The sequence below is a fragment of the Kitasatospora sp. MAA4 genome (genome assembly GCF_029893355.1).
Lineage (GTDB): Bacteria > Actinomycetota > Actinomycetes > Streptomycetales > Streptomycetaceae > Kitasatospora.
Genome location: NZ_JARZAI010000026.1, coordinates 98,862 through 113,325, shown reverse-complemented (window position 1 = coordinate 113,325; position 14,464 = coordinate 98,862). Strand labels below are relative to the sequence as shown.

Annotated in this window: 11 protein-coding genes; 2 read left to right on the top strand and 9 right to left on the bottom strand. The window is 70.6% G+C overall.

Features of this window, described 5'->3' with window-relative positions:
• Positions 1-127: 127 nt before the first annotated feature.
• Positions 128-1,288 (bottom strand): cystathionine gamma-synthase, encoded by a 1,161-nt coding sequence (locus P3T37_RS28970; protein WP_280726871.1) that lies wholly within the window; start codon positions 1,286-1,288, stop codon positions 128-130.
• A gap of 105 nt (positions 1,289-1,393) precedes the next feature.
• On the opposite strand from P3T37_RS28970, the gene msrA reads away from it, so the two are divergent.
• On the top strand, positions 1,394-2,059 hold the full coding sequence (gene msrA, locus P3T37_RS28965) for a peptide-methionine (S)-S-oxide reductase MsrA (RefSeq protein WP_280726870.1): 666 nt from the start codon (positions 1,394-1,396) through the stop codon (positions 2,057-2,059).
• 18 nt (positions 2,060-2,077) lie between these two features.
• Here msrA and P3T37_RS28960 read toward each other — a convergent pair whose 3' ends face one another.
• On the bottom strand, positions 2,078-2,944 hold the full coding sequence (locus P3T37_RS28960; protein WP_280726869.1) for an AraC family transcriptional regulator: 867 nt from the start codon (positions 2,942-2,944) through the stop codon (positions 2,078-2,080).
• A gap of 162 nt (positions 2,945-3,106) precedes the next feature.
• Between P3T37_RS28960 and P3T37_RS28955 the strand changes: the two genes are divergently transcribed.
• Positions 3,107-3,271, top strand: a complete 165-nt coding sequence (locus P3T37_RS28955) for a type II toxin-antitoxin system RelE/ParE family toxin (protein WP_280726874.1) — start codon at positions 3,107-3,109, stop codon at positions 3,269-3,271.
• Positions 3,272-3,348: 77 nt separating this feature from the next.
• On the opposite strand, the gene P3T37_RS28950 is transcribed toward P3T37_RS28955, so the two are convergent.
• From P3T37_RS28950 to P3T37_RS28920, 7 genes are all read right to left on the bottom strand, one after another.
• A complete protein-coding gene (locus P3T37_RS28950) occupies positions 3,349-6,153 on the bottom strand; it encodes a PKD domain-containing protein (RefSeq protein WP_280726868.1) in 2,805 nt (934 codons plus the stop codon).
• 355 nt (positions 6,154-6,508) lie between these two features.
• Complete coding sequence (locus tag P3T37_RS28945; protein WP_280726867.1) at positions 6,509-6,721, bottom strand: hypothetical protein; 213 nt, start codon at positions 6,719-6,721, stop codon at positions 6,509-6,511.
• Positions 6,722-6,724: 3 nt separating this feature from the next.
• Positions 6,725-7,651: a hydroxymethylbilane synthase gene (gene hemC, locus P3T37_RS28940; RefSeq protein WP_280726866.1), complete on the bottom strand. Its 927-nt coding sequence runs from the start codon at positions 7,649-7,651 to the stop codon at positions 6,725-6,727.
• A 149-nt stretch (positions 7,652-7,800) separates the two neighbouring features.
• A complete protein-coding gene (locus P3T37_RS28935; protein ID WP_280726865.1) occupies positions 7,801-10,650 on the bottom strand; it encodes a right-handed parallel beta-helix repeat-containing protein in 2,850 nt (949 codons plus the stop codon).
• Between the two features lie 121 nt (positions 10,651-10,771).
• Positions 10,772-11,977 (bottom strand): Ig-like domain-containing protein, encoded by a 1,206-nt coding sequence (locus P3T37_RS28930; protein ID WP_280726864.1) that lies wholly within the window; start codon positions 11,975-11,977, stop codon positions 10,772-10,774.
• 181 nt (positions 11,978-12,158) lie between these two features.
• Positions 12,159-12,476: a hypothetical protein gene (locus P3T37_RS28925; RefSeq protein ID WP_280726863.1), complete on the bottom strand. Its 318-nt coding sequence runs from the start codon at positions 12,474-12,476 to the stop codon at positions 12,159-12,161.
• Between the two features lie 490 nt (positions 12,477-12,966).
• The gene (locus P3T37_RS28920; protein WP_280726862.1) at positions 12,967-14,367 is read right to left on the bottom strand and encodes a cystathionine beta-synthase; all 1,401 of its coding nucleotides are present in this window, start codon (positions 14,365-14,367) and stop codon (positions 12,967-12,969) included.
• Between the last annotated feature and the right edge of the window lie 97 nt (positions 14,368-14,464).

The window sequence follows — 14,464 nt, the reverse complement described above, 5'->3', positions numbered from 1 at the left end:
CGGCGCCCTTTTTGGGGCCCCGGCCCCGGCGGCCCCGGGTTTGGGCCCCGCTGGGAACCGCCCCCCCCTCGGGGGGGGCCCGGGGGGTTCCCCCCCCCCGGCCCCCCGCCACGTCCCGCCGTCCTGCCTAGTCCAGCGCCTGCGCGAGGTCGGCGACCAGGTCGGCGGCCGACTCGATGCCCACCGAGACCCGCACCAGGTCGGCCGGCACCTCCAGCGCCGAGCCCGCCACCGAGGCGTGGGTCATCCGGCCCGGGTGCTCGATCAGCGACTCCACGCCACCCAGCGACTCACCCAGCGTGAACAGCTTGGCGCGGTTGCAGACCTCCACCGCCGCCTCCTCGCCACCGGCGACCCGGAACGAGACCATCCCGCCGAAGGCCTTCATCTGCTTGGCGGCGATCTCGTGGTTCGGGTGCTCGGCCAGGCCCGGGTAGAACACCTGGGTGACCTTCGGGTGCCGGGTCAGCAGCGCCACGATCTCCTCGGCGTTGGAGGTGTGACGGTCCATCCGGACGCCCAGCGTCTTGATGCCGCGCATCACCAGCCACGCGTCGAACGGGCCGGAGACCGCGCCCATCGCGTTCTGGTGGTAGGCCAGTTCCTCACCGAGACCGGCGTCGGCCGCCACCAGGGCGCCGCCGACCACGTCCGAGTGGCCGCCCATGTACTTGGTGGTGGAGTGCACGACCACGTCCGCACCCAGCGCCAGCGGCTGCTGGAGGTACGGGCTGGCGAAGGTGTTGTCCACCACCAGCAGCGCGTTCGCGTCGTGCGCGATCTGCGCGACGGCGGCGATGTCGGTGATGCCGAGCAGCGGGTTGCTCGGGGTCTCCACCCAGACGGCCTTGGTGTTCGGGCGCAGCGCCTCGCGCACCTTGGCCGGGTGCTGGGTGTCGGCGACCGAGAACTCCACGCCCCACCGGCTCAGCACCTTGGCGAAGAGCCGGAAGGTGCCGCCGTAGGCGTCGTTCGGGATGACGATGTGGTCGCCGGGCTGCAGCACGGTACGCAGCAGGGTGTCCTCGGCCGCCAGACCGGAGGCGAAGGCCAGGCCGCGCCGGCCGCCCTCCAGTGCCGCGAGGCACTCCTCCAGCGCCGAGCGGGTCGGGTTGGCCGAACGGCTGTACTCGTAGCCGTCGCGCAGGCCGCCGACGCCGTCCTGCTTGTACGTGGATACCTGGTAGATCGGAGGGACGACGGCCCCGGTCCGGGGGTCTGCTTCCTGACCCGCATGGATGGCGATGGTCTCGAAGCCCTGGGGAGACTGGTGCTGGTGCTCGCTCATGGCACCTGAGCGTAGTGGCAGCACCGAATTCCGGCGCCCGGGTCGTCGGGGAACGCGACCCGCGAGCCGTGGAATCTCCCGTCGACGTGCGGTGTTGACGAAACCATGCTGTTCAACCGCCACAAGACCGAGCTCGTCACCGCCGACCAGGCCCTGCCCGGCCGGACGGCGCCCGCCTTCACGCTGACCGAGCCGCACACCGTGCTCGGCACCCCGCTCACCGGGCCGTACCCCGCCGGGCTGGAGATCGCCGACTTCGGCCTCGGCTGCTTCTGGGGCGCCGAGCGGACGTTCTGGAAGCTCCCCGGCGTCTGGACCACCCTGGTCGGCTACCAGGGCGGCCACTCGCCGAACCCGACATACGAGGAGGTGTGCAGCGGCCGGACCGGGCACACCGAGGCCGTCCGGGTGGTCTACGACCCGGCCCTGATCAGCTACGAGACCCTGCTGAAGACCTTCTGGGAGGCGCACAACCCCACCGAGGGCTTCCGCCAGGGCAACGACGTCGGCACCCAGTACCGCTCCGCCGTCTACACCCACTCCGCTGCCCAGCTGGCCGCCGCCGAAGCCACCCGCGACGCCTTCCAGCCCGCCCTCACCGCGCTGGGCCTCGGCCCGATCACCACCGAGGTCGCCCCGGCCGGCCCCTTCTTCCCCGCCGAGCCCTACCACCAGCAGTACCTGTCCGACGCCAAGAACCCCGGCGGCTACTGCGGCCTCGGCGGCACCGGCGCGAGCTGCCCGATCGGCGTCGCGAGGACGGACAGCTGACAGTCCCGTCCAGTCCCGTCAGATCCCGGTGCGCTCCACCGGGATCCACAACTGCGCGTCCGACTCCGACCAGTCCTTCGACGGCCGGGTGCGCAGGATCTCCGGCCCCGGCCGGGTGGCGTACGGGTTGGACGGGAACCACTGCGTGAACACGTCCCGCCACATCTCCTGCAAGGCCCGCGGATACGGCCCGGTGCTCTCGAAGACCGCCCAGGTGCCCGCCGGGACGGTCACCGACTCCAGGTCCTCGGGGACGTCCGCGTTGCTCACCACCGCGTGCCAGTAGTCGAGTTCGGCCCCCTCCTCACGGCTGTCGGTGACGTACACGATCGCCGAGACGATCCCCTCCGGCTCCTGGTCGGACAGCCGCGCGATCCGCCCCACGGTCTCCGGTCCGACGCTCTGGATGTGCGCGGCGATGGCCGGGTTCACCCCCTCGTGGACCTGCGGGACGCGCGCCACCTTCCCGACGACACGGAACTCTTCCTTCTCCACGATCCGGTACCTCATGGTGGTGCTCCCCTCGACGACGAGACGGAAGGACATCCGGGGCTGCGACTGCAACGCCGCACCGGTCCGCCGGGCCTCACCCGGCCCGACCCCGTGCACCGCACGGAACGCCCGCGCGAACGCCTCGCCCGACCCGTACCCGTACCGCGTCGCGACCTCCAGCAGCGTCCGCTCGCTCCCGAGCACCTCGGCCCCCGCGACGGTCAGCCGCCTGCGCCGGATGTACTCCGACAGCGGGACCCCCGCCAGCGCCGTGAACAGCCGCCGCAGGTGGTACTCGGACGTGAGGGCGATGCGGGCCAACTCGGCCGCCTCGATCTGCTGGTCGAGGTTGCGCTCGATGTGGTCCATGGCCAGGTTCAGCCGTTCCAGCACCCCGGGTCTCCTTCCCTTGTGATCACCAATCTAGGAAGGACCCACCCTGCCGCACCCGACATCCCGTGCCCACTTCTGTCGGGTGACCTAGAAAAGAAGCGTGCAGTGGACAGTTCGGCCGCGCGGTTCCTGAAGGACGACAGCGCCGGCCTGCGGCTGCTGATGGACGCCGTCGACCTGCTCGCCACCGACCCCAGGCCCGAAGGCTCCGCCCCCTACGGCTCCCCCGACCTGCGCCGCATGCACGTCGGCCCGTACCGGGTCATGTACGAGATCACCGAACACACCGTCACCATCGTCGTCCTACACCTCGGCCGCCTCGCCTAACGGGTTGCCGACGGGGGGCATGCCGCAGGGGGCGGCAGCCGTGGATCGGCTGCCGCCCCCTGCGGGGTGTCTCGCTGCTACGGCTTCGCGAAGTAGCCGAAGGCGTCGACGACGGCGTGGGTGTGGCCGCTGTGGTTGTAGACGTCGACCTGGCCGTTGGCGCCCAGGCCCGTGGTCACCAGGTTTGGAACCGTCTGACCGGCCGCGAAGTTGACGCTCGACGTACCCGGGCGGGCACCGCCGTCGGGGTAGACGGCGAGGAAGCCGGGCAGGTCGGGCTCGGTAGCCGTCACGTTCAGGACCGCACCCGTCGCGGACGCCGGGATACCGGCCGTGCCGGCCACCTGCACGGGCAGCACGCTGTCCGTACCGATCGGCGTGCCGGCGCCGTTGCGGGTGTCCACCAGGCGGCTGGGCACGATCGGGGTGAACGCGCCCTGGGCGGTGAGGTCGTAGTAGCCAACCACGTCGGCCACCGCGTCGGTGTTCCCGTTGGCGTTGCTGATCCAGACCTCGCCACCATGGATCGGCACGATCACCTGGTTGGCCGCGGTCTCGCCCGCGGCGAAGTTGAGGCTGGAGGTGTCCCGGCTGTAGTTGTTGATGGTCGCGGTGAGGAAGCTCGGCTGGTCCGCGTCGGTCGCGGTGAGGTTGAGCACCACGGCGTCGACGTTGGCGGGCAGACCGAGCTGGGCCGGGATCGGGAAGTGGACCCATCCGGCCGGGCCGATCTTGGCGGCCGTTCCCGTCCCCTGCCCGGTGCGGGTGTCCAAGACCCGGGTGGGCGTCACGGAGGTGAAGCGGTCGCGGGGGAGAGAGCTGTAGTAGCCGACGATGTCGGCGACCAGGTCGACCGTGCCGCTGTTGTTGTAGATCTTGATCGACCCGTCGGCCCCGATCGGAACGGTGACCAGGTGGGCGGCGTTCTGACCGGCGACGAAGTTGCTGTTCGAGGTAATCGGCCGGGACTGGCCCGACGGGTAGGCGCTGAGGAAGCTGGAGTCGGTCGGGTCCACCGCGGTGAGGTTGAGGACGACGGCCGTCGCCTGCCACACGGCGGGCGACGATGTGCCACCGGAGATGTTCAGGCTGAGCACGCCGCCGGGGCCGAGCCGCTTGGCCGGCGCGCCGAGCCCGATCCGGGTGTCCAGGATGCGCCCGCTGCTCGCGCTGAAGTACCCGGGCTGGTAGGCGACGGTCACCGGCTGGGTCACCGTGTTCGTCCCGCCCGCGCTGTCCTTCACGGTCGCGCTGACCTGGTAGGTACCGGGAGCGGCGTAGATGTGGGAGCAGTCGCCGAGTTGGCCGTTGCAAACCGCCGGGGCGCTGCCGTCACCGAAGTCGACCTGCCGGGAGACGATCGGCCACGAGCCGGTCGACTTGGACGGATCGGCGGTGTAGCTCAGCGGACGGCCACCATCGGTCGGCGCGACGGACAGGACGGCGTGCGGCGGGCCGGGGTCGCCTACCACCACGGTCCCGTCGTCGACGGCCGACATCCGGCTACCGAGGTTGTCGGTGACGGTCACCATCGGCTCGAAGTTGCCGCGGGACGTGTAGACGTGGGAGACCTTCGGCGAGGACGACGTCACAACCGGCGTACCGTCGCCGAAGTCGAACGCGTAGGACGTCGACGTCGGTGTCCACTGGTTGGTGGCGGAGGCCGTCAGGTTGACTGTGAGCGGGTAGGCGCCCTGAGTCTGGTCGCCGGTCAGCCCGGCCGCGGTCAGGCCCTGCCGCTCGTGCGCACCCCGGTCGCGGTATCCGCCCCCGGTGCCGGTGTTCGGCGTCTGGGGGTCGTCCACGGCGGGGGTGCCGTCGATGTCCGTGGCGAGTTCGCCTGGCGCGTTGGCGTCGGCGGAGTCGACGGCCGGCGAGCCGGCCATCAAGGCACCCCACTGGGACAGCGGGTCCGCGGTGCTGTCATGCGCGCCCTGGCCGGTGGCCTGCTGGAAGGCGGCCTGGGTCGGGTAGACCGCGTTGTTCCAGCGGTAGGGGGCTGCCCCGGCGAGCGGGTGGAAGATGTTGTAGTCGGCCGTGGTGCCGGAGACGGCCGCCGCGGCGACCGTCAGGCCGACGGTGCTGCCAGCGGAACACTTGGCGTCGGGAGCGGCGACGTTGTTCTCGACGGTGGAGCCGGTGGACACCCCCAGCAGGCTGATCCCGAGGTCGCAGCCGTTCGACATGGTGTTGCTGGTGACCACGGTGCCGGGAGCATCGGTGGCGAGCACCGCACCCTGACTCGGGGTGCTGAACTGGTTGGTGGTGATGACCGTGCCCGGGACGCCGGTGTCCACCTGGATCGCCGGACCGCTGGTGGGGTCGACATCGGAGAAGTTGTTGCGGCTCACTGTGACGCCGGACGTCGCACCGCTGAGCCCGACGGCGACGTCCGGCCCCGTGCCCTCCTGAGGGATCGAGTCGTGGTCGATGGTGACCCGCGAGGAGTCACTCACCTGGATGCCCCCGGCGCGCCCGTCGACCTCCAGGTCGCGGACCACCACGTCATGGGCACCGCTCACGGTGATCGCGGGCCCGCTGCCGGACAAGGGCTGGATGACCGAGCTAAGCTCGTCCGTTCCGGGATAGGCGCTGGTGAAGACGATCGGCTGCTGCGGTGCCCCCGATCGCGTGATGGTGACGTGCTCGTTGAACTGGCTGTTACGCATGAAGACGGTCTGACCGGGCATCACGACATTGGCCGCCGCGGAGACCGTGCAGTACGGCAGGGCGTCCGTGCCCGTTCCGGTGTCGGAGCAGGCGACGGTGTTGTCGACGAACAGGGTGGTCGCGTCCGCGGCTGCCGCGGGGACCAAGGGGAGGCCGACTCCCAGAACGGTGGCGCAGGCCACGGTGGAAACGGCGAATGGACGAAGGCGCATCTCGGTACTGTCCCCCAGGGCTTCACTGCGCCCGGGCTCCCGGACGGGAGGCTTCCGCAGCGCGAGCAGCAGTATTCCCGAACGCGTTCGAGTCCCCGCACGCACCCCCCGCCATGATCACGTTAGATCGCGCTGCCGGCATCCGACGGTGCCGCGTTTCTGCAACGAGCGTGGGAGAAACGGCGCGGAGTCGACTCGACCTCGAACTCGAAGCTGTCGCCCTCCGGGTCGTACTGGGTCTGCGCGGACTCCCAGGTGGCCTGGGTCAGTTCGACGCCGGGGACGCCGCTGAGCAGCGCAACAGCGTTGCCACCGGGGTCGACCTCGCAGCCCGGGAAGTGCCTGCGGCCTGGTGTCAGATGAGGCGGCTGGTGGCCAGTGGGCGGGCGCGTTCGGCCAGTTCTCGGACGTAGGGGTTGCGGCTGTGCGGCTGGACGGCGGAGAGCATCGCACGGAAGCGGTCGCCGGCGCGGCCGGACTGGACGTGCGGATAATCATCAAGGGCGAGCTGCCAGGACTGGACGGCTTCCTCCAGGCGCCCGGCCTCCAACTTCCCCTCGGCAATCATCCCTTAGGCGGCAGGCCGGATCTCCGCCAGGATCGCTTCCGCTCCCTGGTCGAGGAGCCGTCCCCCCACCAGCACGCCCAGATTCTCCGGCTCGGACAGCGGGCCCGAGAGGCGTGCGTCGACCTGCTTCGACCCGTCCAGCGAAGTGACCTGCGCGTGCAGGGTGAGCACCCCGTCAACCGCCTTGGCGTACGCGCCGATCGGCACCGAGCACCCGCCGTGCAGCTCGGCGAGCATCGCCCGCTCGGCCCGCACCTCGGCGTCCGTCAGCAGGTCCCCGGCGGTGGCCAGGATCTCCCTAGCCGACTCGTTGTCCGCACGGATCTGGATACCCAGCGCGCCCTGCCCCGGGCTCGGCGGGAACCGGTCGAGCGGCAGCAGCTCGCCGATCGCGTCGTCCAGGCCGAGCCGCTTGAGACCGGCCGCAGCCAGCACCACGGCGTCCAGGTTCATCGTCCTGAGCTTGTTCAGGCGGGGCGGGACGTTGCCGCGGATCGGCACGAACACCAGGTCCGGCCGCGCGTGGCGGAGTTGGGCGATGCGGCGGGCCGCCGAGGTGCCGATCCGCGCGCCGTGCGGCAGGTCGGCGAGCGTGGAGCCGCACAGTGCGTCCCGTACGTCCTCGCGGCCGGGCGGGGGCAGCAGGGCCAGGCCCGACGGGTTACTGGTCGGCAGGTCCTTCAGCGAGTGGACGATCACGTCCGCCTCGCCCCGCGCCAACGCGGCTTCCTGCTCGCTGGAGAACGCACTGCCGCCGCTGCTGGCCGACACGGTCGGCAGGGCCGACTTCCGGTCCCGGTCGCCGCCCTCCAGGATCACCTGATGGCGGAAGGTGACCTCGGGGAAGCGCTCCCGCAGCGGCGCCAAGAACTCCTTCACCTGGGCTTTCGCGAGTTGACTGGCCCGCGATCCGACGACCAACGTCCGCATTCCCCAACTCCCGGCATCTGACGAAATGTTGAGCGCATGCTACTCGAACACGACGCGCCCGCTTTCCGACCTTTTGTCGGAAACTGAGGGCATGCCAAAGGGGGCGGCAACCGACCCACGGCTGCCGCCCCCTTCCGAGTTTCTCGCTACTACGGCTTCGCGAAGTAGCCGAAGGCGTCGACGACGGCGTGGGTGTGGCCGCTGTGGTTGTAGACGTCGACCTGGCCGTTGGCGCCCAGGCCCGTGGTCACCAGGTTCGGAACCGTCTGCCCGGCCGAGAAGTTGACGCTCGACGTGCCGGGGCGGGCGCCGCCGTCGGGGTAGACGGCGAGGAAGCCGGGCAGGTCGGGCTCGGTAGCCGTGACGTTCAGGACTGCACCCGTCGCGGACGCCGGGATGCCGGCGGTGCCGGCCACCTGCACGGGCAGCGCGCTGTCCGTACCGATCGGTGTGCCGGCGCCGTTGCGGGTGTCCACCAGGCGGTTGGGGGTGATCGGGGTGAACAGGCTGTCCGCGGTGGGGTCGTAGTAGCCGACCAGGTCGGCCACCGCGTCGGTGTTCCCGTTGGCGTTGTTGATCCAGACCTCGCCGCCCTCGAGCGGCACGATCACCTGGTTGGCCGCAGTCTCGCCCGCGCGGAAGTTGAGGCTGGAGCCGCCGGCACTGGTGGCGAGAAAGCTCGCCTGGTCCGCGTCGGTCGCGGTGAGGTTGAGCACCACGGCGTCGACGTTGGCGGGGAGCCCGAGCTGGGCCGGGAGCTTGAAGTGGACCGATCCGGACGGGCCGATCTTGGCGGCCGTGCCAGTGCCCTGCCCGATACGGGTGTCCAGGACCCGGGTGGGCGTCACCGAGGTGAAGCGGTCACGGGGGACCACGGGGTAGGAGACGGGGGCGGGGGTGTAGTAGCCGACAACGTCGGCGACCAGGTCGACCGTGCCACTGTTGTTGTAGATCTTGATCGAGCCGTCGGCCCCGATCGGGACGGTGACCAGGTGGGCGGCGTCCTGTCCGGCGACAAAGTTGCTGTTCGAGGTGGTCGGCCGGGACTGGCCGGACGGGTAGGCGGTGAGGAAGCTGGAGTCGGTCGGGGCCACTGCGGTGAGGTTGAGGACGACGGCGGTGGCATCGCTCTCGATCTCCGGCGTCGTGCCGTTCGGCGCGGCGCCGGAGATGTTCAGGCTGAGTTCGCCGCCGGGGCCCAGCCGCTTGGCCGGCGCGCCGAGCCCGATTCGGGTGTCCAGGATGCGCTGCTGCCACGAGGAGTAGTAGCTCGGCTGGTAGGCGGCGGTCACGGACTGGGTCACCGTGCCGGTCCCGCCCGCGCTGTCCGTCACGGTCGCGCTGACCTGGTAGGTGCCGGGAGCGGCATAGGTGTGGGTGCAGGAGCCGGTCAGGTCGGTGCAGGTCGCCGGGGCACTGCCGTCACCGAAGTCGACGCGCTGGGAGACGATCGGCCACGAGCCCGCCGACTTGGACGGGTCGGCGGTGTAGGTCAGCGGACGGGCGCTGGACGTCGGAGTGACGGACAGGACAGCGTGCGGCGGGCCGGGGTCGCCCACTACCACGGGCCCGTGGTCTGTAGCCGACATCCGGCTACCGAGGCTGTCCGTGACGGTCACCATCGGCTCGAAACGGCCGCGCGACGTGTAGACGTGAGCGACCTTCGGCGAGGACGAGGTGACGACCGGCGTACCGTCCCCGAAGTCGAACGCGTAGGACGTCGACGTCGGCTTCCACTGGTTGGTGGCGGACGCCGTCAGGTTGACCGTCATCGGGTAGGCGCCCTGGTGCAGGTCGACGGCCAGCTGCACGTCGGTCAGGCCCTGCAGCTCGCGCGCGCCGCGGTCACGGTATCCGCTCCCGGTGCCGGTGTTCGGCTGCTGGAGGTCGTCCACGGCGGGGGTGCCGTCGATGTCCGTGGCGAGTTCACCCGGCGCGGACTCGTCGGCGGAGTCGATGGCGGGCGAGCCGGCCCCGTACCCATCCCCGCCGGGCAGGATCAGCGGGTCCGCGGTGCTGTCGTGCGTGCCCTGGCCGGTGGCCTGCTGGAACGCGGCCTGCGTCGGGTAGACCGCGTTGTTCCAGCGGTACGGCGATCCCCCGGCAAGCGGGTGGAAGACGTTGTAGTCGGCGGTGGTGCCGACCGCCGAGGCCGCGGAGACCGTCAGGCCAACGGTGCTGCCGGCCGTACAGGCACCGGTTGAACCGTCGGAGGAGGCAACGTTGTTCTCGACGGTGGAGCCGGTGGACGCCCCCTGCAGGCTGATCCCGAGGTCGCAGCCGTTGAGCACGCTGTTGCTGGTGACGATGGTGCCGGGCGCGTCGGTCGCGAGCACCGCGCCCTGACGCGGGGTGCTGATGAAGTTCGTGGTGATCACCGTGCCCGGGATGCCGGCGTCCACCTGGATCACCGGCCCGCTGGTGAGGTCGCTGTCTCCGATGATGTTGCGGCTCACCGTGACGCCGGACGTCGCACCGCTGAGCCGGACGGCGGGGTCCGTGCCGGAGCTGCTTTGAACGATGATGGTGTGGTCGATGGTGATCCGCGAGGAGTCGCTCACCTGGAGGCCCCCGTCGTACGCCGCGACGCTCAGATCGCGGATCACCACGTCGTGAGCGCCACTCACGGTGACCGCGGGCCCGGTGTGGGCGATGGTCGCGGCCGCGGGATCGACGGACGCGCCGTACTGGTCGGTCCCGGGGTAGGCGCTGGTGAAGACGATCGGCTGCTGCGGCGTTCCCGACCGGGTGATGCTGACGCGCTCGTTGTAGGAGCCGCGGCGGACGAAGACGGTCTGACCGGGCATCACGACATTGGCCGCCGCGGAGACCGTGCAGTACGGCAGGGCGTCCGCACCCGTCCCGGTGTCGGAGCAGGCGACGGTGTTGTCGACGTACAGCGTGGTCGCGTCCGCGGCTGCCGCGGGGACCAGGGGGAGGCCGACTCCCAGAACAGTGGCGCAGGCCACGGTGGATACGGCGAACGGGCGAAGGCGCATCTCGGTACTGTCCCCCCAGACTTCACGCGCCCGGGCTCCCGGACGGGAGGCTTCAGCGGCGCGAGCAGCAGTATTCCCCCACGCGCCAGAGCCCCCGCACGCACCCCCACCGAGTCGACGCCTACAGCGCGCTGCCGGCCTTCCAGTCGGCCCAGCTCAGGTTCCAGTCGCTCAGGCCGTTGGCCGGATCGACCGTGCGGTCACCGGAGTTGCGCACCTCGACCACGTCGCCGACCATCGAGCTCCGGTAGAACTTCGCGCCGTCGGTGCCCGGGTCGCCGGCGCCCTTGACGTCGCGCAGGGCTATGCAGCCGTGGCTGGTGTTGGCGTTGCCGAAGGCCGAGGCGGCGGACCAGTAGTTGCCGTGGATGAACGTGCCCGAGGCGGTCAGCCGCTGGGCGTGCGGGACGTCGGGGATGTTGTACTCGTCGCCGAGGCCGACCGTGGCGGAGTCCATCTTGGTCTGCTGGTACTGCTCGGAGATCACCATCTTCCCGGCCCAGGTGCGGTGTTCGGGCGCTCCGCCGATCACCTTGTAGGTCGCGGTGACCTGGCCGTCGGTGGTGACGGTCAGGGTGTCGGCGCTCAGGTCGGCGACGCTGGTCTGGCTGCGGCCGATGGTGAAGTCCACGTCCTTGGACTGGGTGCCGTAGACGCCCTTCGCCCCCTGGACGTCCTTCAGCCGCAGCTTGAGGGTGACCTTGGTACCCGCTGCCCAGTACTGCTCGGGGCGGAAGTCCAGCCGGGTGCTGGAGTACCAGTGGCCGACGACCTCCACGCCCGGGTCCGCCACGACGGTGATCGCCTGCTGGACCGCCTTGCGGTCGGTGACCGGGGTGTTGAAGGTGATCGAGACCGGCATCCCGACGCCGACCGTACTGCCGTCCTCCGGGGTGAAGTAGCCGACGAAGGTGTTGGCGGGGGCGGCGGTGGTGAAGCTCGTGTTCGCGTCGGCCTGGAGCTTGTCCCTGTCGGACGCGACGGCGGCGACGGTGTACCTGGTGCCGCTGCTGAGCGGCGCGGTGGAGGCCCAGCTCGTCCCGTCGGGGGCGAGCCGGCCGGCTATCTCCTGGCCGGCCGCGTCGGCGACCTTGACCGAGCCGAGCGTGCCGGACTCCACCGCGACCTGGACGGGAGCGGTGAAGGCGGCGTTCGCGGTGCCGTCGACCGGGGTGACGGTGATCTTCGCGGCGGAGGTCTTCGGGGCGGAGGCCTTCTGACCGCCGCCACCGTCGTTGCACGCGGCCAGCAACAGCACCGGCGCGCCGAGCAGTCCGGCCAACACACCGCGCCGGCTCCACATCCCATGCTGTTCCCGTGCCGTCACGTCGTGGTCTCCCGGTAGCTCGCGAAGGGGCATTACGGACAGAGGGACGCAATCTGGTGCGAAACCGGTTCCATAAAGAGGTTCAGATCGTACGAGATGATGAGAGATAGCGCCAAAAATGGACATACCGCCCAGCCGGCAGAGCGGCGGAGCGGTATGTCGAACAAGGACGGCGCGGAGACTACTCGACCTCGAACTCGAAGCTGTCGTCCTCCGGGTCGAACTCGGTCTGCGCGGACTCCCAGGTGGCCTGGGTCAGTTCGATGCCGGGGACGTCGCCGAGCAGCGCCACCGGGTCGATGAAGTGGGCGAGCGAACCCGAGGGGTCCACCTCGATCGCCTCGACGGACTGGGCGCGCTCCTCGTCGTCGAGGTACTCGTCGGCCTCGACCTGGGCGAGCGCGGCCGCCTTGAGCGCACCCTCGTCGGTGATCTCGGCGATCAGCTCGATGCTGAGGCGGACGTAGCGGGGGGCATCGGAAGCTTCGGTGCTGGTCATGGAGCGAGCGTAGGGGAGAACCACGCCGCGGCCCAACCCGGCCGGGAGCGCGTCGGCCAACGGCGAGGGCCGGTCCCGGGAACCGGGACCGGCCCTGCCCGCTCCGCCCAGCTCCCCCACCCGGGAGCCGCGGAGCCGCGCCATGACGGCGCGAGGTGCCGTGCGGGTCGTCGCACCCTGTGCACCCGGCCGGAGCCGACAGGGTCGGGACGACGACGACCCCCACGAGGGGCCCCTCCAGCGCGTCGAAGGCCTGGAGGGAACACAGTCCGCCGGTTCAGGGCCGGCGCCCGTGCGTCCGCGCGGGGGGCGGAACCGGGGAGCCGCCCCCGGTCACCGCCACCCTCACGTTCGGCGTTTCTGCCGTTGACCCCTACGATGCCCGACCGTTGTTAACCACGTGATGCCGACAGGTGACGCCGGTGTACCAGTTCGTCAGCTGACGAACGTTTCCCACCTGGCGACCACCTGGCGACCACCTGACGGGGACTCAGTGCGCGCTGCGGTCCGCCATGAAGGCGAGCAGGTCCTGCCGGGTGACGATGCCCTGCGGCTTGCCCTCGACCAGCACTACCGCGGCGTCGGCCTTCTCCAGCACGCTCACCAGACCGGTCACCGAGCCGCCCGAACCGACCACCGGCAGCGGCTTGGACATGTGCTTCTCCAGCGCGTCGGTCAGCTGGGCGCCGCCGCTGATGAGGCCGGCCAGCAGGTCGCGCTCGGCCACCGCACCGATCACCTCGCCCGCCATGATGTCCGGATGCCCGGCGCCCGGGGAGACCACCGGCATCTGCGAGACGCCGAAGTCGCGCAGCACCTGCACGGCCTCGCCGACCGTCTCGTTGGGGTGCATGTGGACGAACTGCGGGGTGCCCTCGTGCGCGATGGCGTCCTTGCGGGCCAGCACCTGGCCGATGGTCGCCTCGTCCTCGGCGGCGGGCAGGAAGCCGTAGTCGGCCATCCAGTCGTCGTTGAAGATCTTGGAGAGGTAGCCGCGGCCGCCGTCCGGGAGCAGCACCACGACGATGTCGTCCGGGCCGAGCCTGCGGGCGACCTCCAGTGCGGCCACCACGGCCATCCCGCAGGAGCCGCCGACCAGCAGGCCCTCCTCGCGGGCGAGGCGGCGGGTCATCTGGAAGGAGTCCTTGTCGGAGACCGCGATGATCTCGTCGGCCACCGTGCGGTCGTACGCGGTCGGCCAGAAGTCCTCGCCGACGCCCTCGACCAGGTACGGGCGGCCGGTGCCGCCGGAGTAGACCGAGCCCTCCGGGTCCGCGCCGATGACCTGCACCGCGCCGCCCGAGGCGTCCTTCAGGAAGCGCCCGGTGCCGGAGATGGTGCCGCCCGTGCCGACGCCCGCGACGAAGTGGGTGATCTTGCCGTCGGTCTGCTCCCAGAGCTCGGGACCGGTGGTGGCGTAGTGCGCGGCGGGGTTCTCCGGGTTGGAGTACTGGTCCGGCTTCCAGGCGTTCGGCGTCTCCTTCACCAGGCGGTCGGAGACGTTGTAGTACGAGTCCGGGTGCTCGGGGGCGACCGCGGTCGGGCAGACCACGACCTCGGCGCCGTACGCCCGCAGCGTGTTGATCTTGTCAGTGGAGACCTTGTCCGGGCAGACGAAGATGCAGTGGTAGCCCTTCTGCTGCGCGACGATCGCCAGCCCCACGCCCGTGTTGCCGGAGGTCGGCTCGACGATGGTGCCGCCGGGCTTGAGAGCGCCGGACGCCTCGGCGGCCTCGATCATGCGCATCGCGATGCGGTCCTTGGCCGAGCCACCGGGGTTGAAGTACTCCACCTTGGCCAGCACCGTGGCGGTGATCCCTTCGGTGACCTTGTTGAGCTTCACCAGCGGGGTGTTGCCGACCAGGTCGATGATCGATTCTTGGTACCGCACGGGGGTCCTCCCGGTTTGTGGCCATGCAGGGCTTTTCAGAGGGTCAAGCCTTCGGTGAGTCAAGCCTATGGCTCCGGATGGCCGATGCATCCCGATA

Coding starts and splice junctions, on each gene's coding strand:
- P3T37_RS28970 (WP_280726871.1), bottom strand. CDS start 1,288: ATGAGCGAGCACCAGCACCAGTCTCCCCAGGGCTTCGAGACCATCGCC.
- msrA (WP_280726870.1), top strand. CDS start 1,394: ATGCTGTTCAACCGCCACAAGACCGAGCTCGTCACCGCCGACCAGGCC.
- P3T37_RS28955 (WP_280726874.1), top strand. CDS start 3,107: ATGGACGCCGTCGACCTGCTCGCCACCGACCCCAGGCCCGAAGGCTCC.
- P3T37_RS28950 (WP_280726868.1), bottom strand. CDS start 6,153: ATGCGCCTTCGTCCATTCGCCGTTTCCACCGTGGCCTGCGCCACCGTT.
- P3T37_RS28945 (WP_280726867.1), bottom strand. CDS start 6,721: ATGATTGCCGAGGGGAAGTTGGAGGCCGGGCGCCTGGAGGAAGCCGTC.
- hemC (WP_280726866.1), bottom strand. CDS start 7,651: ATGCGGACGTTGGTCGTCGGATCGCGGGCCAGTCAACTCGCGAAAGCC.
- P3T37_RS28935 (WP_280726865.1), bottom strand. CDS start 10,650: ATGCGCCTTCGCCCGTTCGCCGTATCCACCGTGGCCTGCGCCACTGTT.
- P3T37_RS28925 (WP_280726863.1), bottom strand. CDS start 12,476: ATGACCAGCACCGAAGCTTCCGATGCCCCCCGCTACGTCCGCCTCAGC.